The organism is uncultured Gemella sp. (assembly GCF_963529685.1).
Classification (GTDB): Bacteria; Bacillota; Bacilli; order Staphylococcales; family Gemellaceae; genus Gemella.
This window is the reverse complement of record NZ_CAUSAI010000002.1, coordinates 1-22,039: the sequence shown is the minus strand read 5'-3', so window position 1 is coordinate 22,039 and position 22,039 is coordinate 1. Positions and strand designations below refer to the sequence as shown.

19 protein-coding genes are annotated in these 22,039 nt (G+C 32.1%); 16 read left to right on the top strand and 3 right to left on the bottom strand.

Going from position 1 to position 22,039, the window contains the following annotated elements:
- The first annotated feature begins 36 nt into the window (after positions 1-36).
- The 5 genes from grdA (at position 37) to RWS90_RS00525 (ending at position 6,558) form a co-directional block, all read left to right on the top strand.
- Positions 37-498: a glycine/sarcosine/betaine reductase complex selenoprotein A gene (gene grdA / locus RWS90_RS00545; RefSeq protein WP_314547950.1), complete on the top strand. Its 462-nt coding sequence runs from the start codon at positions 37-39 to the stop codon at positions 496-498.
- Positions 499-533: 35 nt separating this feature from the next.
- On the top strand, positions 534-1,841 hold the full coding sequence (gene grdB, locus RWS90_RS00540) for a glycine reductase complex selenoprotein B (protein WP_314547949.1): 1,308 nt from the start codon (positions 534-536) through the stop codon (positions 1,839-1,841).
- Positions 1,842-1,896: 55 nt separating this feature from the next.
- On the top strand, positions 1,897-3,420 hold the full coding sequence (gene grdC / locus RWS90_RS00535; RefSeq protein WP_314547948.1) for a glycine/sarcosine/betaine reductase complex component C subunit beta: 1,524 nt from the start codon (positions 1,897-1,899) through the stop codon (positions 3,418-3,420).
- A 10-nt stretch (positions 3,421-3,430) separates the two neighbouring features.
- Complete coding sequence (grdD, locus tag RWS90_RS00530) at positions 3,431-4,570, top strand: glycine/sarcosine/betaine reductase complex component C subunit alpha (RefSeq protein WP_314547946.1); 1,140 nt, start codon at positions 3,431-3,433, stop codon at positions 4,568-4,570.
- Between the two features lie 617 nt (positions 4,571-5,187).
- Entirely contained in the window at positions 5,188-6,558 is a 1,371-nt protein-coding gene (locus RWS90_RS00525; RefSeq protein WP_314547944.1) for an amino acid permease, read from the top strand.
- A 96-nt stretch (positions 6,559-6,654) separates the two neighbouring features.
- Here RWS90_RS00525 and RWS90_RS00520 read toward each other — a convergent pair whose 3' ends face one another.
- On the bottom strand, positions 6,655-7,347 hold the full coding sequence (locus tag RWS90_RS00520) for a GTP pyrophosphokinase family protein (protein WP_314547943.1): 693 nt from the start codon (positions 7,345-7,347) through the stop codon (positions 6,655-6,657).
- Between the two features lie 403 nt (positions 7,348-7,750).
- Between RWS90_RS00520 and nrdD the strand changes: the two genes are divergently transcribed.
- Both nrdD and RWS90_RS00510 read left to right on the top strand, forming a co-directional pair.
- Positions 7,751-9,934 (top strand): anaerobic ribonucleoside-triphosphate reductase, encoded by a 2,184-nt coding sequence (gene nrdD, locus RWS90_RS00515; RefSeq protein ID WP_314547942.1) that lies wholly within the window; start codon positions 7,751-7,753, stop codon positions 9,932-9,934.
- A gap of 174 nt (positions 9,935-10,108) precedes the next feature.
- Positions 10,109-10,741, top strand: a complete 633-nt coding sequence (locus tag RWS90_RS00510; RefSeq protein ID WP_314547941.1) for a hypothetical protein — start codon at positions 10,109-10,111, stop codon at positions 10,739-10,741.
- 46 nt (positions 10,742-10,787) lie between these two features.
- Here RWS90_RS00510 and RWS90_RS00505 read toward each other — a convergent pair whose 3' ends face one another.
- Both RWS90_RS00505 and RWS90_RS00500 read right to left on the bottom strand, forming a co-directional pair.
- Positions 10,788-11,216, bottom strand: a complete 429-nt coding sequence (locus RWS90_RS00505) for an HIT family protein (RefSeq protein WP_314547940.1) — start codon at positions 11,214-11,216, stop codon at positions 10,788-10,790.
- 15 nt (positions 11,217-11,231) lie between these two features.
- Positions 11,232-12,056, bottom strand: a complete 825-nt coding sequence (locus RWS90_RS00500; RefSeq protein WP_314547938.1) for a purine-nucleoside phosphorylase — start codon at positions 12,054-12,056, stop codon at positions 11,232-11,234.
- Positions 12,057-12,413: 357 nt separating this feature from the next.
- Here RWS90_RS00500 and RWS90_RS00495 point away from each other — a divergent pair, with 357 nt between their 5' ends.
- The 9 genes from RWS90_RS00495 (at position 12,414) to RWS90_RS00455 (ending at position 21,595) form a co-directional block, all read left to right on the top strand.
- Entirely contained in the window at positions 12,414-13,529 is a 1,116-nt protein-coding gene (locus RWS90_RS00495; RefSeq protein WP_314547937.1) for a BMP family ABC transporter substrate-binding protein, read from the top strand.
- 600 nt (positions 13,530-14,129) lie between these two features.
- The gene (locus RWS90_RS00490) at positions 14,130-15,236 is read left to right on the top strand and encodes a BMP family ABC transporter substrate-binding protein (RefSeq protein WP_314547935.1); all 1,107 of its coding nucleotides are present in this window, start codon (positions 14,130-14,132) and stop codon (positions 15,234-15,236) included.
- Positions 15,237-15,531: 295 nt separating this feature from the next.
- Positions 15,532-17,043 (top strand): ABC transporter ATP-binding protein, encoded by a 1,512-nt coding sequence (locus RWS90_RS00485; RefSeq protein WP_314547934.1) that lies wholly within the window; start codon positions 15,532-15,534, stop codon positions 17,041-17,043.
- A 12-nt stretch (positions 17,044-17,055) separates the two neighbouring features.
- Positions 17,056-18,120 (top strand): ABC transporter permease, encoded by a 1,065-nt coding sequence (locus RWS90_RS00480; RefSeq protein ID WP_314547933.1) that lies wholly within the window; start codon positions 17,056-17,058, stop codon positions 18,118-18,120.
- A complete protein-coding gene (locus RWS90_RS00475; RefSeq protein WP_314547932.1) occupies positions 18,121-19,041 on the top strand; it encodes an ABC transporter permease in 921 nt (306 codons plus the stop codon).
- 109 nt (positions 19,042-19,150) lie between these two features.
- The gene (locus tag RWS90_RS00470) at positions 19,151-19,861 is read left to right on the top strand and encodes a hypothetical protein (RefSeq protein WP_314547931.1); all 711 of its coding nucleotides are present in this window, start codon (positions 19,151-19,153) and stop codon (positions 19,859-19,861) included.
- 88 nt (positions 19,862-19,949) lie between these two features.
- Positions 19,950-20,645: a hypothetical protein gene (locus RWS90_RS00465; RefSeq protein ID WP_314547930.1), complete on the top strand. Its 696-nt coding sequence runs from the start codon at positions 19,950-19,952 to the stop codon at positions 20,643-20,645.
- A 15-nt stretch (positions 20,646-20,660) separates the two neighbouring features.
- Positions 20,661-20,897: a hypothetical protein gene (locus RWS90_RS00460; RefSeq protein ID WP_314547929.1), complete on the top strand. Its 237-nt coding sequence runs from the start codon at positions 20,661-20,663 to the stop codon at positions 20,895-20,897.
- Positions 20,898-21,490: 593 nt separating this feature from the next.
- Positions 21,491-21,595 (top strand): putative holin-like toxin, encoded by a 105-nt coding sequence (locus RWS90_RS00455; protein WP_081450717.1) that lies wholly within the window; start codon positions 21,491-21,493, stop codon positions 21,593-21,595.
- Positions 21,596-22,039: the final 444 nt, after the last annotated feature.

Genomic DNA, 22,039 nt, shown 5'->3' with positions numbered 1-22,039 from the left:
AAAATGTTATAGATTTAAACAAGGAGGAATAAGATAATGGTAAGTCTTATTAATAAAAAAGTAGTTATCATCGGTGACCGTGATGGTATTCCGGGCTTAGCTATTGAAGAATGTGTTAAACCAATTGAGGGATTAGAAGTAGTATTTTCATCTACTGAGTGTTTTGTCTGAACGGCTGCAGGGGCTATGGACTTAGAAAACCAAAAACGTATTAAAGAAGCTGCCGAAAAATTCGGTAACGAAAACGTTGTTGTTTTACTAGGTGCTGCAGAAGCCGAAGCTGCTGGTCTAGCAGCTGAAACTGTAACAGTGGGAGATCCAACATTCGCAGGACCACTTGCTGGAGTAGAACTTAATCTAGCTGTATATCACATTGTAGAAGAAGAGATTAAATCACAAATAGATGAAGCAATCTATGAAGATCAAGTAGGAATGATGGAAATGGTATTAGATGTTGATGAAATCACAAACGAAATGAAAGATGTTCGTGGAGAGTAATTAATATCCTTAAATGAGTATAGGGGGAAATAAAAATGTCTAAAATAAGAGTAGTACATTATATAAACCAATTCTTCGCCGGAGTAGGTGGAGAAGAAAAAGCCCACATTGCCCCAGAACTAAGAACTGAATTACCACCAATAAGTGTTCAGTTACAAGGCAAGTTGGGAGAAGAATTTGAAGTAGTAGCAGCAGTAGTTTGTGGTGATAGTTACTTCAATGAAAATTTAGAAAAAGTTCAAGCTGAGCTTATTGATATGATTAAAGGATGCGATCCTCAATTATTTATTGCAGGACCAGCTTTTAATGCAGGACGTTATGGTGTTGCAGCAGGGACTATTACAAAAGCTGTGCAAGATGAACTGCACATTCCAGCAGTAACAGCTATGTATGTAGAAAACCCTGGTACAGATATGTTTAGAAAAGAAGTTTATATTCTTGAAACATCTGACAGTGCAGCAGGTATGAGAAAAGCTTTACCAAAATTAGCAAAATTCGCAGCGAAATTAGCTAAAGGAGAAGAAATCTTATCTCCGAAAGAAGAAGGATACCATGAAAGAGGAGTTCGTGTAAACTTCTTTAGTGAAAAACGTGGTTCTGAACGTGCTGTTGAAATGCTTGTTAAGAAAATTAAGGGTGAAGAGTTTGAAACTGAGTATCCAATGCCTAACTTTGATAGAGTAGAACCAAATCCAGCGGTTAAAGATTTAACTAAAGCTAAAATTGCTTTAGTGACGTCTGGAGGAATTGTACCAAAAGGTAATCCAGATCATATCGAATCTTCTTCTGCTTCTAAATATGGAGAATATTCACTAGAAGGATTTAATGATTTGACTGATGCTACACATGAAACAGCTCACGGTGGATACGATCCAGTATATGCTAATGAAGATGCTGATAGAGTTTTGCCAGTTGATGTAATGAGAGATTTTGTTAAAGAAGGTAAAGTTGGAAGCTTACATGAGAAATTCTACACAACTGTAGGTAATGGTACAGCTGTAGCTAGTGCTGTAGGATTTGCTAAAGAATATGCTCAAAAATTAGTAGCTGATGGAGTAGATGCTGTAATCTTAACTTCTACTTGAGGTACTTGTACTCGTTGCGGTGCAACGATGGTAAAAGAAATAGAGAGAGCGGGTATACCTGTGGTTCACATGTGTACAGTAGTACCGATTTCTCTAACAGTTGGAGCTAACAGAATCGTTCCAACTATCGCAATCCCTCACCCACTAGGAAATCCAAAACTAGATGCGGATGAAGAGAAAAAATTAAGACGTGGACTTGTAGAAAAAGCATTACATGCTTTAACTGTTGAAGTTGATAGTCAAACAGTATTCGAATAAAAAATAAAGAAAGGGGAGCTGAGGGTATATATTTTACCCTCAGCACACAATAGCTATGAATTATCCAGTATTTAAGGGGGCAGGATACATTCTTGTTCACACACCAGATATGATAGTAAGAAATGGATCTACTTGTTCTATAGAGAGAGTAACTAATCCAGATTCTGAGTTTTTAAAAGAAGTAGAAAATCATATTCGTTCGTATGATGAAGTAGTTAACTATTTACCTAACCAAGTTTATATTGGTAATAAGACTCCTGATGAACTAAAAGAATATCCAATGCCTTGGTATGAAATTAAAGATGAACAAGGTAAACGTCATGGTAAATTTGGGCAAATTGTACCTCAAGATGAATTCTTAGCCCTAATGAAACTATGTGATGCTTTTGATTTAGTAAAACTGTCGGAAGAGTTTGTAGCCAGTGTTCGTCCTAAAATAGAGGAAAACTTCAAAGAGCTAACTCCTTTATTCGAAAAATTAGAAGGATCTGATATAAGCGATAAAGAAGATGATTTTGAAGCGTTGGTTCATGAAGGAAAAGTAGTGGGATATGTAAAAAAAGCTCACGATGTAGATGTGAATTTAAATGCTCATGTTATATTTGAAAATCTAGTTGTTAAAGCTTCGGGTGTTATTTCTGCTTTAGAATTACTTCGTAGTTATAATATTAATCCAGAAGAAATTGATTATGTTGTAGAATGTTCAGAAGAAGCCTGTGGGGATATTAATCAACGTGGTGGTGGTAACTTTGCGAAATCTATAGCAGAAGTAGCTGGACTAGTTAATGCTACTGGTTCTGACCTTAGAGGTTTCTGCGCAGCCCCAACTCATGCGTTAATAAGTGCTTCAGCTTTAGTAAAATCTGGCGTTTATAAAAATGTTTTAGTAGTAGCTGGTGGAGCTAGCGCTAAACTAGGAATGAATGGTAAAGATCACGTTAAAAAAGGTTTACCTGTATTAGAAGACGTTATAGGAGGATTTGCGGTATTAATTAGTGAAAATGATGGAGTAAATCCTATTATTAGAACTGATATGGTAGGTAAGCATAATGTAGGAACAGGCTCTTCACCACAAGCAGTAATGGGTGCTTTAGTAGCGAATCCATTAGAGAAAGCTAATTTAAAAATTACAGATGTTGATGTATTCTCAGTGGAAATGCAAAACCCTGATATTACAAAATCTGCAGGAGCAGGAAATGTTCCCGAAGCTAACTACAAAATGATTGCAGCTTTAGCAGCAATGCGTGGTGATATTGAGAAAAAAGAATTGAAATCATTCATTGAAGCTAAAGGATTGCCTGGATGGGCCCCAACACAAGGACATATTCCTTCGGGAGTACCATATGTAGGATTCTTAATTGATGATCTTACAAAAGGTGATAAAAATCGTGCTATGATAGTAGGTAAAGGAAGTTTATTCTTAGGAAGAATGACTAATCTATTTGATGGAGTATCTATAGTAATTGAGAGAAATAATGGTGCTGTAGAAGGAGAAGTGTCAGGAATTTCTAAAGACGAAATAAGAAAAATTATAGCAGAATCTATGAGAAAAATTTCCCAAGAAATGTTAGAAGAATAGGGGTGATACTATGAGTAAAAAAATTATATCAGAAGTATTGCTAGAAGTAGCTAATGCCATAGAAACAGGCAACTTTGGTAAAAAATTAAAAGTTGGTTTAACAACTTTAGGTAGTGAACATGGATTTGAAAATTTAATTCAGGGGGCACTATTAGCGAAAAATCCTATATTCGATATAGTTTTAATAGGTAAAGGTCATAAGGACTTCGAATCGTATGAAGCAAAAGATGAAGAAGAAGCTCATAAAATTATGGAAGACTTATTAGACAAAGAGGAAATCGCATCTTGCGTTACAATGCATTACAACTTTCCGATTGGAGTATCTACAGTAGGTAGGGTTATTACACCTGCTAGAGGACGTGAAATGCTTCTTGCGACAACGACAGGCACATCTGCTACTAACAGAGTAGAAGCTATGGTTAGAAATACTCTATATGGTATTGCAACGGCAAAATCACTAGGGATAGAGAATCCGACAGTGGGAATAGCAAACGTAGAAGGTGCTAGACAAGTTGAAAAAATATTATTGGAACTTAAAGATAATGGCTATAACTTTGAGTTTGCAACATCACAAAGAGCAGATGGTGGTTCAGTAATGAGAGGAAATGATTTATTGATGGCTACACCAGATGTTATGGTTGTTGATTCATTGACTGGGAACTTGTTTATGAAGGTATTTTCAGCATTTAATACTGGAGGAGATTATGAGGCTAGTGGTTATGGCTACGGTCCTGGTATTGGTGAAGACTATGGCAGAAGAATATTAATTTTATCAAGAGCTTCAGGTGCTCCAGTTGTAGCTAATGCGTTAAAATATGCTTATGAAATAGCAAAAGGAAAAGTAAATGAAATAGCTAAACTAGAATACAAAAAAGCAAATAATGCCAAATTAGGGGAACTAATTTCAAAATTAAAAGTAAAAAAAGAAGGATCAAATACTGAAGAAGTAAAAGTGCCTGATAAAGAAGCGGTTACTTCTCAAATCTCAGGAGTGGATATCTTGGATCTTGAAGATGCTACGAAATTATTATGGAAACATGGTATCTACGCAGAAAGTGGAATGGGATGCACAGGGCCAATAGTTCTAGTAAATTCTTCTAAGAAACCAAATGCAAAAGAAATTCTAAAAGATGCAGGATATATTTCATAATAAAAAAAGATAGAAAATATCACTTTAAGTAGCTGAATGAGAAAGAAATTAATAGAAGAGGGAGTGACTCAAAAATCATGATTTCAGAGAAATTGATTTTGTCGAGTTTTCCTGTAAAGCTAAATGGAGTAATTATTTTGGAATTAACATAAATTTTTATATCGTAGACTAAAAAGGTTGTGTATAACGACTTTTGAACTGAGACGAGGTTGTCTTCGTTTAGATAGTTATAGATATATTAAAGTAGGAATGACAGTTAATTATGATTTTTATATAATCATGCATTGAATGTTATTCCTATTTTTTATGAATAGATGCTAGTTGTATTGATATCGAGCGATTAATAGGAAAAATTTGAATAATTTACTTATAGAAGTTATTAGGTTGTATTAATTTAGAACAATTAGAAGATGATTATCATTATAGAGATAATATAGTATATAATAATTATAGATTGAAATTTAATCGTTATTGGTAAGGTGTATGCCGATTTAAACGATTAAAATTCAAGAAAAATACAGACGTAATTGATCTAATTTATAATAGTAAATGATTAAAGATAATAGCGAAAGTTGTAAAGAAATGAATAACTTTTATGAAAGGAGATTTTTTTATCGATGCAGATATTTAGAAAGAAAACTTTAGAAAGGATACTTGGCGAAAGTGGTAAAAAAACATTAAAACCAACTATGAGAACGATAGACTTAATTCTTTTAGGCGTAGGTTCAGTTATAGGTTCAGGTATTCTTGTTTTAACGGGAGAAGCATCTTCTAAAGCGGGGCCATCTGTAATTTTTTCATTTTTAATTGCTGGTTTGGCTTGTGGATTAACAGCGTTATGTTATGCTGAATTGTCATCGACAATCCCGTCAAGTGGAAGTGTCTATACGTATAGTTATATGACATTAGGTGAGATTGTAGCTCACTCTATGGGATGGCTTCTTGGGGGGAGTTATATTATTGCAGGAGCTGCCATAGCAAATGGTTGGTCGAGTTATTTTAAAAATTTATTAGAAGGTTTTGGTCTTGTTTTACCTAAGGAGTTTACTTCACTACCAAGCGAAGGTGGTTATGGGAATATACTAGCAATCACTGTTGTATTATTAATAATGCTAGTACTATTTAAAGGGACAAGTAGTAGTAAGTTTGTTAATAATTTCATGGTTGTAATTAAGATTTGCGTAATTATCTTATTTGTTCTAGTAGGAATATTTTATGTGAAACCAACAAATTGGACAGATAGCTTTGCTCCCCAAGGTTTATCAGGAGTTATGGTGGGAGCTACAACTGTATTTTTTGCGTATTTAGGTTTTGATACAATTTCAACTTCAGCAGAAGAGACGATAAATCCTCAAAGATCACTGCCGAGAGCTATAATAATTACTTTATTTATTTGTACAGCTTTTTATATTACAGTTTGCTTAGTGTTAACAGGTATGGTGCCTTATTATCAACTAGGAAAAGGTGACGCGTTAGCATATGTTTTAGAAGTTGTAGGTCAAGATAGGGTAGCGGGAATTGTGTCATTAGGTGCCGTAATAGGTCTTTTAGCAGGACCATTAGCGACTATGTTTGCCTCAATAAGAATTTTATTCACAATGAGTAGAGATGGGCTATTACCAAAACAATTAATGAAATTAAATAAAAATGGAGTACCTGGTTCAACAACAATAGGAGTAGGTATACTTATGGCATTACTGACAGGATTTTTACCGTTAGGACAGTTAGCTGATTTGGCTAATGTTTCATGGATTATTGCTTTCACATTAGTTAGTTATTCGGCTATTGTGATAAGAAAAGAATATCCTAACGCAAGTCGTGGATTCACAATGCCAGGAATGCCGTATTTACCAATATTATCAATTTTATTATTCTTGGTGTTATTATATGGTATTCAATTATCTACGTGGATAATTTTCGGATGTTGGATTCTAGTTGGTCTAGTAATTTACTTTAGCTATTCGATGAAACATAGTATAGAAAAATAGTAACAAAATAATCCTCTTATATTAGTTTTAGGCTAATATAAGAGGATTATTGGTTTAAAATTAGAATTAGTTTTTCTTGAATTTATTGAGAAAAATTTATAAAAATTGCGAATCATCTTCTATTATTTCTTTAACTTTTTGCATTTGATTATCTAGTTTAGCGCTTATCTCCGCACAGAGTAGTAGGCGACGTTCGATTTCTTTTTCTTTTTCTTCGCTAAGGTTCTTTTTATATCTAAGTTTATGCTCTAAACTTGCCCAAAAGTCCATAGCAATTGTTCTAAATTGGACTTCAACTGCCACGTGTTCTACTTTATCTGATAAGAAGATAGGTACTTTAACGATAAGGTGATAACTTCTATACCCATTTTTTTTATTATTTTTAATATAATCTTTTTCTGCAATGACAGTTAAATCATCTTGTTGCTTTAGAGCATCTACAAGTTTATATACATCGTTTTTGAATGAACATATTACACGAACACCAGCAACATCATAGATATTTTCTTTAATTGTATCTATATCGAATGGTAAGTCTAATCGTTTAAGTTTATTCATTAAACTTATTGGTGTTTTTAATCTTGTTGTGACAGATTCTATCGGATTACTTTCACCGTGTAAAGAAAACTCTTTATCAAATACGTTTAGTTTTGTCTCAATTTCAAGCATAGCACATTCATAATGCATAAATAACTCAACGTAAGGTTCTAGTTCGTTTATTAGTAGTGGATGGCTATCTTCCATAGAAAATAGCTGATCTGTTAATTTTTCTATTTGTGTTTTTTTCATACAGTTTTCTCACTTTTTTATTTACTATAATTTTATCATAAATTACTTTATTAAAACATAGTTTAAGTGATAAAAAAATAATTTTTTTAGTTTAAAGTGAACATTTTAATTATCATTTTTAATTATTGTAGTGAAAAGGAAATAAAAACTGTATTACATATTTTTTATTGAAGAAGTAATACAGCAACGGATATTAATAGCTGAAAACATTGATAAAACAATATTAGTGAGTTGAGTATGCAAAAACAGATTATCTAAAAAAATTCACAATTTGAGAGAAAAGCTAGGTAATCACGTTTCTAAATTTCCGGGAAATTTAACGGTAGACAGAGTCATTTTTTTGAGATAATATAGTATTATAATGTATTTATAAGTGAAAAATGATAACGAAATGGGGGATAACATGTATAAAAATAATTTATTTTCATATACTAAAGCAAAGGTAGATAATTTAACTAATAATTTACTTGTAATAAAGAGGGATGGACGAGTAGTTAGGTTTGATGCTGAAAAAATATATAAAGCAATAGAAAAAGCGGTTCATTCTGTATTTGGAACAAAGCACAGTGTTAATATTGATGGTATTGTAGATAATGTTATTATAGAAATAGCAAATAGATTTAAAGATAATATAAAAATTTATGAGTTACAAAATATTGTAGAACATACTCTACTTACTTTGGGAGAAGAAGCTATTTATGAAGAATACGTTGGATATAGAAGTATGCGTGATATCGAACGTGAGCGTAGTTTAGACATAAATGTGGCGATTGAAAAATTAGTTAATCGTGATGAGAATGTGGTGAATGAAAATGCGAATAAGGATAGTTTAGTATTTAATACACACCGTGATTTAACTAGTGGAATTGTTGCTAAGGCAATTGGTCTTAAAATGTTACCAAAGCATGTAGCTAATGCTCATCAAAAAGGAGATATTCACTATCACGACTTAGACTATTCACCTTATCAACCTTTAACTAACTGTTGCTTAATTGATTTCAAAGAAATGTTGACAAAAGGATTTAAAATTGGTAACGCTGATGTAGATAGTCCAAAAAGTATTCAAACAGCTACAGCTCAAATGGCTCAGATTATTGCTAATGTTGCCTCAAGTCAATATGGGGGATGTAGTGCTGATAGAATAGATGAAGTGCTGGCTCCTTTTGCAGAGTTAAATTATAAGAAAAACTTAAAAATGGCGCAAGAGTGGATTGATGATGAAGAAAAGCAAAAGAAATTTGCGGATGAAAAGACTAAAAAAGATATTTTTGATGCAATGCAGTCTTTAGAATATGAAATTAATACTTTATACTCATCACAAGGACAAACACCATTCACATCGCTTGGGTTTGGTTTAGGTGAAGGATATTTTGAAAAAGAAATTCAAAAAGCTATACTTAAAGTAAGAATTGATGGACTGGGTAAAGAAAAGAGAACTGCTATTTTTCCTAAGTTAATATTTGTTATTAAAGATGGCTTAAATCTAAAACCAACAGATCCTAACTATGATGTAAAAGAACTTGCATTATCGTGTGCAACTCAAAGAATGTATCCGGATGTACTTATGTACGATACTATCACGAAGGTTACGGGTAGTTGTAAGACGCCGATGGGTTGTAGATCGTTCTTACCTGCTTGGAAAAATGAACAAGGAGAACTTGTGGAAAGTGGACGTATGAATTTAGGGGTAGTGACGTTAAATCTGCCTAGAGTTGCGCTTGAGTCAAAAGGTAATAAAGAAGAGTTCTGGGAAATTTTTAAAGAAAGATTAGAAATTTGTAAAGATGCATTAGATTATAGAGCAAAACGTTGTGGTGAGGCTAAACCTCAAAATGCGCCCATTCTATATATGCATGGAGCTTTTGGAAAACGTCTTAAACCTGAAGATAGAGTAAAACAGCTTTTTGATAACAAACGCTCTACGTTGTCGCTTGGATATATAGGTTTATATGAAGTTGCTAGTGTCTTTTATGGAGGAGAATGGGAGAAAAATTCTGAAGCTAAAGAATTTACGCTTGAAATCATGCGTTATATGAAAGAATGTGTAGATAAATGGACAAGAGAAGGTGATTATTGGTATAGTATATACTCAACTCCTAGTGAATCGCTGACAGATAGATTTTGTCGCATGGATACTGAGAAGTTTGGTATTGTAGAGAATATTACAGATAAAGAATATTATACCAACTCATATCATTATGATGTAAGAAAGAATCCGACACCATTTGAAAAATTAGATTTTGAAAAAGATTATCCTTATTATGCTAGCGGAGGATTTATTCATTATTGTGAATATCCAGTGTTAAAACAAAATCCAAAAGCATTAGAAGCGGTTTGGGATTATGCATATGATAAGGTAGGATATTTAGGTACAAATACGCCAATTGATCGTTGTTACAAGTGTGGTTATGAGGGAGAATTTGAACCAACTAAAAAAGGATTTAAGTGCCCTGAGTGTGGAAACCGAGACCCAAAAAGTTGTGATGTTGTTAAAAGAACATGTGGATATTTAGGTAATCCTCAAGCCAGACCAATGATTAAGGGACGTCATAAAGAAATCGTAGCAAGAGTTAAACATTTAAAATAATATTTTTCAGATAGAAGCGACAGTCAATAATAAACTTTGGTTGTTGCTTCTATAATTTATGGGTATAATTCACATAAAACTTAAACTATAACAATAAATAACCTTTAAATCCTTTACATTATTTGATTTTTTTGATAAAATCAATACTGATAATAAATTAGGAGGAATTCATATATGGGTAAAATTTTTAAAGGAGTCTTTTTAGGGGCAGTAAGTGCGGTAGGAGCATACTACTATAAAAATCCAAAAGAATTAGAAAAACACAAAGAGTTACTTAAAGAAAATACTAAAATAGGAATTGAAAAATTAACTGCATATGTTAATGAGAAAACTCAAGAACTAGAAGCTAAAGTGCAAGAACAACAAGATGTGGCTAAAGAAAAATTAGAAGAATTAACAGCTGCAGAGGAAGTAGCAGAAGTAGAAGAAAACTTCGTAGAGTTGGGAGCTAAAGCTGAAGAAGTAAAAGAAGAAGTTGTGGCTGAAGTTGTTGAAAAAGCTGATGAAGTTAAAGAAACAGTTGAAGAAGTAGTAGAAGAAACTAAAGAAACAGTAGAAGAGGTTGCTGTACCAGTAGTGGAACCTGTTGCTGAAAAATTTAGTGAAGCAGTTGAACAAACACAAGAAGTGGTTGCTGAACACTTTGAAGAAAAGGTAGAACCAACTTACGAAGAAATTCACGAAGCGGTAGCCCCTGTAATTGAAAAAGCAGAAGAAGTAAAAGAAGAGATAGAAGAAGTAGAAGAAAAACCAACAACAACTTTAGATTCTATCGTAGCATTATTCGCTTCAAAAGAAGGTAAATAATATAAAAAAACTAGGTAAATAGAATGTTACCTAGTTTTTTTATGCTTTATACTAATCTATCAGCGATTGCTTTTCTGATTTCTTCAAATTCAGAAGGCTCAACTTTTTGTGGAGGCCATTTAACTTCTAAGTTATCGAAGTTTACATCTTTATCTTTGTATCTTGGTACGATGTGGAAGTGTAGGTGGAATACACTTTGTCCAGCATATTCTTCATTATTTTGGAAGATGTTAACCCCATCGCAACCATAGGCATCTTTTACTGCATTAGCAATTTTTGGTAGAACACGACCGATGTTTGCTGCAGTTTCAGGATCACAGTCGAAAATGTTTCGGCTGTGTTTTTTCGGAATTACAAGAGTGTGTCCTTTTGTTATAGGGAACACATCTAAAAAGCTGTAGACATGTTCGTCTTCATATACTTTGTAACTTGGGATTTCTCCGTCAATGATTTTTTCAAAAATAGTTTTTTCCATATTTAAATTCCTCTTTTATTTTAAGTTTTCTAATGTTTTAATTAAAAGTTTTTTTAGATTTACACTTATTTTTTGTGCGGTTTTAAGTACGTGTTCGTGATCATGTTTTTTCTCTTGAACTCCTGTTGCCATGTTTGTAGCACATGCTAATACAGCAACTGGAAGAGAAGCATGGTTTGCGGCGATTACTTCTGGTACTGTAGACATACCTACAAGATCACATCCCATTGTTTTGAATGCACGAATCTCTGCACGTGTTTCGAAATATGGACCTTGGAAGAATCCGTAAACGCCTGTATGTAAAGTAATATCTAATTCTTTAGCTGAATTATGTAAGTTCTCAACTAAGTATGGATCGAATGGAGTTGTCATATCCACGAATCTTTCACCAAGGCGTGGATCATTTTCTCCCATTAGAGGGTTTTTGCTTACAAGTGAAACGAAGTCATCAAGACATACGATATCACCTTCAGTAAAGTTAGTATTTATAGCACCGCATGCATTAGTGATAAATAATCCTTTTACTCCAAGGTGTTTAACAACATATGTCATAAAAGCAACATCTTTCATGCTATATCCTTCGTAGAAGTGGAGACGTCCGTTAAGAACTAGAACATTTTTACCTGAGATTTTACCGAAAGTAAGTTTGTTTGCGTGACCTTTTACACGGTTTGAGTGTTTATTTCCTGGGAAAAGTGGAATAGCCTCATAACCAAGTTCTTGTTGATCTTCAAGCTCCAAAGTAATACCACTACCTAAAACTACTGCGTAGTCGATAGGTTCATTAAAATATTTCTTTATATATTTTGTAGTTTCTACAATATTTTCGTAATAAGTCATAATATAAATCCTCCTGAAAATGCTTTATCAAAATCATTATAGCATAAAAAAATTAGAAAATATATAATTTTTAAGTTTTTTATTACGAATATTTTTAATAAATATTAGAAAATTATATTTAGACAAAATAATAGAGTGAGCTGATAGAGTAAAATTTAGGAAACTATCTATAAAATAATAATGTTTAAGTTAATTTGTACATATATATTAGTATAAATTTATATTTTCTTATGAAAGATTATATTAAAGTATATTAAATATTAATTTTAAATTGTAAGAAATATACAAATTTTTCTTTGAAAAGAGCTTTGAAATGTGATATTATGTACTTAGTACATATAATTTTAGGAGGATATTATGAAAAGATTACGTACTATTTTTGCGATTTTAGTTGCATTATCATTAATTGTTGTTGGCTGTTCTTCAAAAAATGCTAAAAATGACACTAAGTCCGACGATAAGAGCGGCTATAAAATTGGTGTCGTAACTGGTGAAGGTGGAGCAAAAGATAAAAGTTTTAACCAAGCTAACGTTGAAGCAATTCAAGCTTGGACAAAGGCTAACGGAGCAAAAGATCCAGTTGTATTAGAAACTAAAACTCAATCAGATTTAACTTCTAATTTACAAAACGCTGCAAAAGTGTCTGATATTATTTCTTTAGCTGGTTATGAATTTGAAAAAGAAATTCCTAAAGTAGCTGAGCAATATAAAGACAAAAAATTCATGTATGTTGATACTTTTGTTGATGCGCCAAATATTGCTTCATTAATCTTTAAAGAACAAGAAGCTGGTTATTTAGCTGGATATATTGCAGCTTTACAATCTAAAACAGGAAAAGTTGGTTATATTGGAGGAACTAAAATTCCACCAGTAGAAAGATTTGGAATTGGATTTGTTCAAGGTGCTAAAGCAGCCAAAAGTGATATTAAAGTGATGTATAACTATAGCGGTACATTCTCTGATACAAATAAAGGGAAAACATTAGCGGCTACTATGTATGATTCAGGTGCAGATGTTATCTTTGTTGCTGCAGGTAATACTGGTAATGGTGTAATCGCAGAAGCTAAAGAACGCGGTATAATCGATATGTCTAAAAGTGGAGAGATTAAACACTGGGTTGTGGGTGTAGATAAAGATCAATACGAAGAAGGTATTTTTAAAGGGAAAGATAAAGACGGAAAAGAATACCAAAAATCTGCAGTCTTAACATCAGCTGTTAAAAATATTGAAGTAGCAGTTACTAAAATATTAAATGAGATTAAAGAAGGTAAATTTACAAAAGGTGAACATGTCTTTGGTATTAAAGAAAATGGAGTAGGTATTCCAAAAGAAAATCCTAATTTAAGTGATGAAATTAAAACGAAAATCGCTAGTGCTATTGAAGAGCTAAAATCAGGAAAAGTTCAAGTAGTAGCGACTGGAGATGAATTAAAAGCAAAAGGTTCAGCTACTAATATAGAAGGTGAATTATAAGATATAAATTTGTAATATTTAAAATAATCATTGTTCTTCAAGTGTAGAAAACGAGTATTCGTTAAGATACATTGTAAGCGACTCTATAAAAATTAATTTCTATTGAAATTAAAAAGTAGGGTCGCTTTTTTTTATTTTATAAAACTAAAGATAATAAATTTTGAAAATGATAAAAAAATATTTTTTGGTGTATATAATGATAATATTTCTTGATATTAAGTTACTTTAATTAAGTTGTTTTATAATACATTAATGGAATATTTGAGAAACCTTCATTCCTAATAAAAATTAAATTCACAGTAATAGTTTGCATCAAACATTAATGTGTAGTAATTTTTCAGATTAAAAACCAGTAAAATATGAAAGCGATACAAATGTTTTGAAAATGCTTTACTTTATTAAGGTGACTATACAAAATAATCGTATAATAAGAAAATAAGTTTTTATAAATTTGAATTCAATGTAGTTTTATAATCTAAAACCGAACGTTATAAAAAAATCTTAACATTTAATAAATAAATTATTGATGTTTTCAAGATAGTGTGGTATTATTTAGATATAAACAATATACAAAAAACAAACAAAGGAGACTTTTTATTTATGAAAAAGATATTTTCATTAATCGCAGTTGTTTTATCAGCAGCATTAATTATTGTTGGATGTTCTTCTAAGTCATCTAATGGAAATTCATCTTCTAACAACTCTGGATTAAAAATCGGTGTTGTAACTGACGAAGGTGGTGCAAAAGATAAAAGTTTCAACCAAAGTAACGTTGAAACAGTAAAAGCTTGGACAGAAAAAAATGGTGGTAAAGCACTAAATCCAATCGAAACTAAAAACCAAAGTGATATTGCAGCGAACTTACAAAACGCAGCAAAAGCTTCTGATGTTGTTTCATTAGCTGGTTTCTACTTTGAAAAAGAATTACCAAAAGTTGCAGATTCATTTGCAGATAAAAAATTCATTTTCATCGATGGTGTAGTTCAAAACAAAAATGTTGCTTCTGTAACATTCTCAGAACACGAAGCTGGATACTTAGCTGGATATGCAGCAGCTTTACAATCAAAAACTGGTAAAGTTGGATTTATCGGTGGAGCGAAAATCCCAGCAGTAGTTAAATTTGGTGTTGGATTCGTTCAAGGTGCAAAAGCAGCTAAAAAAGACATCAAAGTAGTATACAACTACAGTGGATCATTCAGTGATACAAACAAAGGTAAAACTTTAGCAGCAACTATGTTTGATGCTGGAGCTGACGTAATCTTCGTAGCAGCTGGTGGTACTGGAAGTGGATCTATTAAAGAAGCTCAAGAAAGAGCTACTAAAGATCTTAAAGAAAGCGGAGAAATTAAACACTGGATCGTTGGTGTAGATAAAGACCAATATTCTGAAGGTGTATTCAAAGCTAAAGATAAAGATGGTAAAGATGTAGAAAAATCTGTTGTTTTAACTTCAGCTGTTAAACGTATCGACGTAGCAGTAGCTAGCATCTTAGACGCTATCAAAGCTAATAAATTTGAAGGTGGAAAAGCTAAAGTCTTCACAATTAAAGAAGATGGTGTTGGACTTCCAGCAGAAAATCCTAACTTGAGCGATGCTATCAAAGCTAAAATTAAAACAGCTGTTGAAGATCTAAAATCTGGAAAAGCAACAGTTGCAGCAGATGCAGCAGGTGTAGCTGATAAAGCTAATATCGACGGTGAACTTTAATTTAAAAAATTTATGGATAAAGGCCTAGTGAGAACTAGGTCTTTATTTTATATAAACATTTTTATATTTTGATATTAGTATTAAAAAATTTGTATACTAATTACAATTCTGTTTATATTTAAAATAATATGATATTATAAAAAAATAAAACGAATACACTACGGCTATTAATAAATTTACGGTACTAAAAAATAATGTTAAATATATGTGAAAAAATACATGAAAAAGGTGTACTAGATTGATAAAATATATTATAATATATATATGTAAGAATATATAAAAGAGAGGTAAAGATATGTACGCTATAGAAATGCTAAACATAACTAAAAAGTTTGGCGACTTCTACGCAAATAAAGATATCACTATTCAAGTAAAGAACAATGAAATTCATGCCTTGCTTGGTGAAAATGGTGCTGGAAAATCTACGTTGATGTCGGTTCTTTTTGGTATGTACCATCAAGAAGCCGGTGTTATTAAGTTGAATGGTACGGAAGTTGATATAAAAGATCCTAAGCATGCTAATAAATTGGGGATAGGTATGGTGCACCAGCACTTTAAACTTATTAAAAACTTCACTGTTGCGGAAAATATTATTTTAGGGATGGAAGAAGTTAAGGGCGGAAAAATTGATTTAGATAGTGCAGCCGAAAAGATTAAGGATTTATCAGTGAAATATGGATTGGAAGTGGACCCTAAAGCATTAGTTGGAGATATAAGTGTAGGGATGCAACAAAGGGTTGAAATTTTAAAAATGTTATATAGAGATGCTAACATTTTAATTTTTGACGAACCTACTGCAGTTTTAACTCCTGCCGAGATTAAAGAATTCTTAGCTATCCTTAAAAATCTTCAAACAGAAGGAAAAACTATTTTATTAATCACTCACAAACTTAATGAAATTATGGCTGTTGCAAACCGTTGTAGTATTATTCGTCGTGGTGAGTATTATGGAACTGTAGAAATAGCAGAAACAACAAAAGAAAAACTGGCTAGTCTTATGATTGGTAAAGACTTAGAGATAATTAAATATGAGCGTTCAAGAGATGGTAAGAAAAATATCTTAGAAGTTTCAGGTATTTATGCTGACACTGCTGAGAAAAAAGATATTCTTCACGATTTCAACTTAAATGTACGTGAACGCGAAATCTTAGGTATTGCAGGTGTTGATGGAAATGGTCAACAACAATTTGTGGAAGTACTGAATGCTTTACTTAAAGAAACAAAAGGGAAAATTATTTTCGATGGAAAAGAAATCAACTCATTATCTACTGCAAAACGTAAAGAGTTAGGGCTTGAAATTATTGCAGAAGATAGACATAAAGATGGTCTTGTATTAGATTTTAGTATCGAGGAAAATTCAGTTTTAGAAAATTATTATACAGAAAAATTTGCTAAACGTGGATTCTTGAAGAAAAATATTATTTCAAAATTTGCGAAAGAAATCTGTGAAAAATATGATGTTCGTAAAGCGGGAGATGAGACAATCTCTGCACGTAGTATGAGTGGTGGTAACCAACAAAAACTTATCATCGGGCGTGCTTTAGAATTAGATCCGAAGTTATTGGTAACAACTCAACCTACTCGTGGTCTTGATGTTGGAGCTATTAATGGTATTCACAAAATGTTAATCGATTATCGTGATAAAGGCAACGGAGTACTTCTAATTTCATTTGACTTAGATGAAATTTTAACATTATCTGATAGAATTGCAGTTATTCACAATGGTAATATTATTGACATTGTAGATAATGATGAAAATGTTACAAAAGAACAACTTGGTCTGCTTATGGCAGGGGTTAAGAAGTAGAGAGGAGAACGTATGTTAAAGAAAGTTTTAACTAATGCGGTGCTACCGATATTAGCTTCATTTATTATTGGAGCAATTCTTATTTCAGCGATAGGGGCAGCACCAGGAGATGTGTTTGGGGTAATTGGGGATATTTTCTCAGATTCAAACAGTATAGCTGAAATTTTTGTATCAACAATTCCACTTATTTGTACTGGATTATCTGTTGCATTTGCATTTAGAACAGGTTTATTCAATATAGGAGCTGAAGGTCAATTCATCATGGGAGGGCTTTTTGCAGGACTTGTTGCGATTAAAATGGAAGGAATGAACTTCTATTTAGTGTTAATTACTAGTATTTTAGTAGGGGTTGTAGTAGGTGGTCTTTGGGCTGCTATTGCAGGATACTTAAAAGCTAGATTTAATATTAGTGAAGTAGTTGTAACAATTATGCTAAACTACACAGCGTTATATTTTGTACAGTTTGCTGTACCTAAGTTTATTAAAGGAAGTAATGATATTATTTCTAAACCAATTGTTTCAGCAGATGGAACAGGATATTTACAAAACAGCGTAATTGAAGGTATTTTTAATAACTATCGTTTAGGAACTGATTTATTCTTAGCGATTTTCAGTGTAATTATTTTCTATGTTGTCATGGAAAAAACTGTATTCGGATATGAATTGCGTTCTGTAGGGTTTAATCCTAATGCATCAAAATTCGTTGGTATGAAAGTTAATAGAAATACGGTGTTATCTATGGCTATTTCAGGAGCTTTCGCTGGTTTAGGTGGTGCTCTTTATAATATGGGACCTGTAGGACAAGTAGTTGCAGGTTCAACATTCCAAGGATTTGGATACATGGGAATCGCGGTTGCATTAATCGGAGCTAACACAGCTGTTGGATCACTATTAGGAGCTTTATTGTTTGGATTCCTAGGAGTATTAACTCCACAATTATCATTCATCGGTATCCCTAAAGATATTGCAAATATTTTAATCGGATTAATCGTATTATTCGTTGCAGCTAAAGCTATCTTTGATAACAAGCTGCTTGACAAATTATTCAGTAGTAAGAAACAGAAAGGAGATAAATAGATGGATACAGTATTATCACTATTAGACTCAATGTTACAATATACTGCACCAATTCTTATAGCTGCCATTGGTGGTTTCTATTCAGAGAAAAGTGGGGTTGTTAACATTGCTCTTGACGGTTTCGTAATCTTCGGATCATTTATCGCATCATTATTAGCTTTATCAGTATTTGGCGGAGCACCAACAGTGCCTGAATTAATAATTTGTTTAATCGTTGCTACACTGTGCGGTGGTTTAATGTCGCTGATTCATGCATTCATTAGTATTAATTTAAAAGCTGATCAGGTTATTTCAGGTACAGCGATTAACTTAATTACACCGGCTATCGCATTATTTTTAGTTAATCACTTCAATGGTACATATGAATTGTTATTAGCAAGTGGTTTCCCTAGATATACTGTATTTGGTAAATTCACTGTTTACCCAACGGTATTAATTGCTATAGTATTAGTGGCTGTAACATATTATGTAATCTATAAACGTCCATTCGGTTTACGTTTACGTTCTGTAGGGGAAAATCCTCAGGCGAGTGATTCACTTGGGTTAAACGTATTTAAATATCGTTATATTGGGGTGTTTATTTCAGGATGTTTAGCAGGTCTAGCTGGAGCTATCATTGCTACTACATTCTCACAAGGATTCAATGCAGCGATCACAGTTTACGGATTCGGATATTTAGCATTAGCAGCATTAATCTTTGGTAAATATAATCCGATTACAATTACATTAGCTTCGTTATTCTTTGGGGGAACTAAGGTATTCGCTGAGAAAGTCTCTATCTTAGCGCCGGATTTACCAATTCCTGTATCTTTTTGGAATATGTTCCCATTCGTAGCTACAATCATTGCACTTATCGTATTTTCTAAGAAAACTGCTACTCCAGAAGCACTTGGTATTCCATACGATAAAGGTTTAAGATAATATAAAAGATTTATAATGTAGTCTTTGAAATGTCTAAGTTTCAAAGGCTACTTTTTTTGTTAAAAAAATATGGTATAATATAGATAAGTAAATAAAAGGAGACGGATATATGAATAAGAAATTATTAGTTTTACTTGCAGCGGGAGCGTTAGTTCTAACAGGTTGTACTGGAAATGAAAGTAAAAAATCTTCAGAACAAAAAAATAAATCAGAACAAAATGATAGCAAAAAAGATAATAATGAATCTAAATCAAAAGAAAATGCAGAGATAAAACATGATTTGGCAGCGGCAGAAAAATTAGCACATTTGGTAGCTATTTCAGGAAATGATCTAAAAAGATTAAATGAACAAACTAACTTACTAGCGTGGATTAGTCAAGATAAATCTACGAAATTCAAATCTCCACAAGGAGTACCGCTAGCTAAACTATCTATTAAAGATTTTGTTGATGTAGTTAATGAATTTTCAGATAAAACATATTCTAAACAACAGGCACTAGATCTAATTCAAAGCCCTGCATTAAGTGAGTATGATGGGAAATCATCAAATGCTAGTGAATTTCCTAAAGATAGTGAGATACATTATTATAAAGGAGATAACGAGCTTGTATTTGTTTCTGTAGAAAAAGGGCATAATTATCCTCAAGAATTAGACAAAAAAGAAAACTGGAAAACAGAAGGGGACAGCATAAAAATTAATGTACTAGATTCTATGACAAAAACTAAAATATCAACTATAACATTGAAATTGAATAATAAGAATTATTCAGATGGTCATAGTAAGTCTAAATATTATGTTGCAGAAGTGAAGAGTGCGTAAAAAAGAAAATATAGGGTGATAGAATATTAAAAAAGGGATACGGTAAAGGAATGATGATGTTATTAACTATATTAAATAAGATGTTAGATTGACGGCGGATAATAAAATACCAACGTACAATAAGTTGGTGGATAATGATACAAGAAAAGATTCTGCAACACGTCAACAAATCCGTTATTGGATGCTTAATGAGGATAATGTTGCGCCTTTACTTGTTGATGAGCTTCCAAGTGACTTCTTTAATGGAAAAGGTGAAGATTTGATTAAAGATATTTCTAACCAAGCGGAAAATCAAATACATTTAACTCCTGCATTTATTTGTATGACTAATGCAGAAGCAATTGGTTCTAAATCAGAGGCTCTTAGTAGAAGAATATATTATTTATTAAATGATCGTAAATTTGATTCGCAAAGACGAGCAGAAACGACAGATAGATATATAGAAGTTTACGAAAAGATTAATTCAGGATTGTTTAGAGATTTTGTTTTGAGATTTTCTAAAAAACTTATGCAAGATGATTTGAATTGGAAACATTATAGTGGAAATAAATTAGATTTTTTATGCTATACTCGTGAAATATTTAAAGAATATTTTAAAATCGCAGGAATTGAATTACCTGACTTTTTCCCACTTTCATGCGTAGATGATGCTACAAAAAATAATATGTTGATGTGGCGAAAATTGTATATAGGTTCTCTAGAATTGTTTAAAGAAGTTAAAGGGGAGCAAGAGGAGAGAAATATTTATATGATTAAGATGAGCGAACTTGATCATAATTTCTAAAGTTCTAGGTATGGAGTGGATAACACTAAACCATCAAAAGTTTATTCGGAAGCATTAGAAAATAAGGTTTTGAGTTCAAGTAAAAAAAATGCAGATTTATTTGTTGAAATTTTCCAAGATTCTTTCCATGAATGGATAAATGTTCCATTAAAATCAGATAATAAGCAAGAAAATATTGATGAAGATGAAAAAACTCAAGATACAGAGGAAAGGGTTGGATTTTTCCAAAGATTATTAGGAAAGAATAAGTAATTTAATGGTAAGATTTTAGCGTAATAAGTTTTAATATAATAATTACCCCACCAATAATTTTTGGTGGGGTTTTTGGTGAGGAACCTAATTGAATTAGATAGATTTGCAATATTTATAACAACTAAAAACGTAGTTAAATTAGGATTCTCCATTTAAATTATATTTGTAATAGTAGTTAGAACTAATAATCTTTTCCTCACTTTGTTTGTTAAGATTAAAGTTCTTGTTGCATACGCTGTACCTAAGAATTATGTTGTCGTTATATTCCTAATAATTCAAATGTACACCGCATTATTCTCATTCAATAGGGGAAGAATCTATCCTGAGTGGTTGGTATCATAGGAAGTATCAATTTTATTTTTTATATTAGCAGGGGAAATGGCAGGATATAAAAAGTATAATTATTTAGTAAAAAGTGTTGATATATTAGTATTTATAAATAGTTGATTATGATAGTTTAATTTGATATAATCAAAACTGGAGAGAGAAGTTAGGGAGTGTAAAACTTCCGATAAAGATGGTGGCTACTTCAATATGAAAGGGGATGGTGCTATGCTCGCATACACTAAAATCTTGAAGAAAGGAGTAGCAAGTTGTCAGCTTACGAAATTGTACAGACGATTATTGGAATAAATCTATTGATTGTTTCAGTAGTTAGTGCATGTATTGTAGCATTGAAAAAAGACAATAAAAAATAACCATCTTTACACTTTGGCATAGGGTAAGATAGTTATTTAATACTAAAATATTCGAGCCACCGTCTTTAAAACGGCTCTCTCTTTTATAATTTCATTTTATCATAAACATAATTTAATTGCAATGATTTTGTCAGATTGCAATTGTACAGATGATTATTGGAATAAATCTATTGATTATTTCAGTAGTTAGTACATGTATTGCAGCGTTAAAAAAGACAATAAAAGATAACCATCTTTATGCTTTGGCAGGCTGAGATGGTTATGAACTAACTAATTTTAGAGCCATCATCTTAAAAACGGCTCTTTCTTTTTTATATTTATATTTTATCATAGATAAGGAAAGAAATCAAAGATTTTAATAAAAAGACCCCATCAATAATATTTGATAGGGTCTTTTTGGAGACACTTTGGAGACAATCCAAAGTGTTTTAACTAATTTTCAAT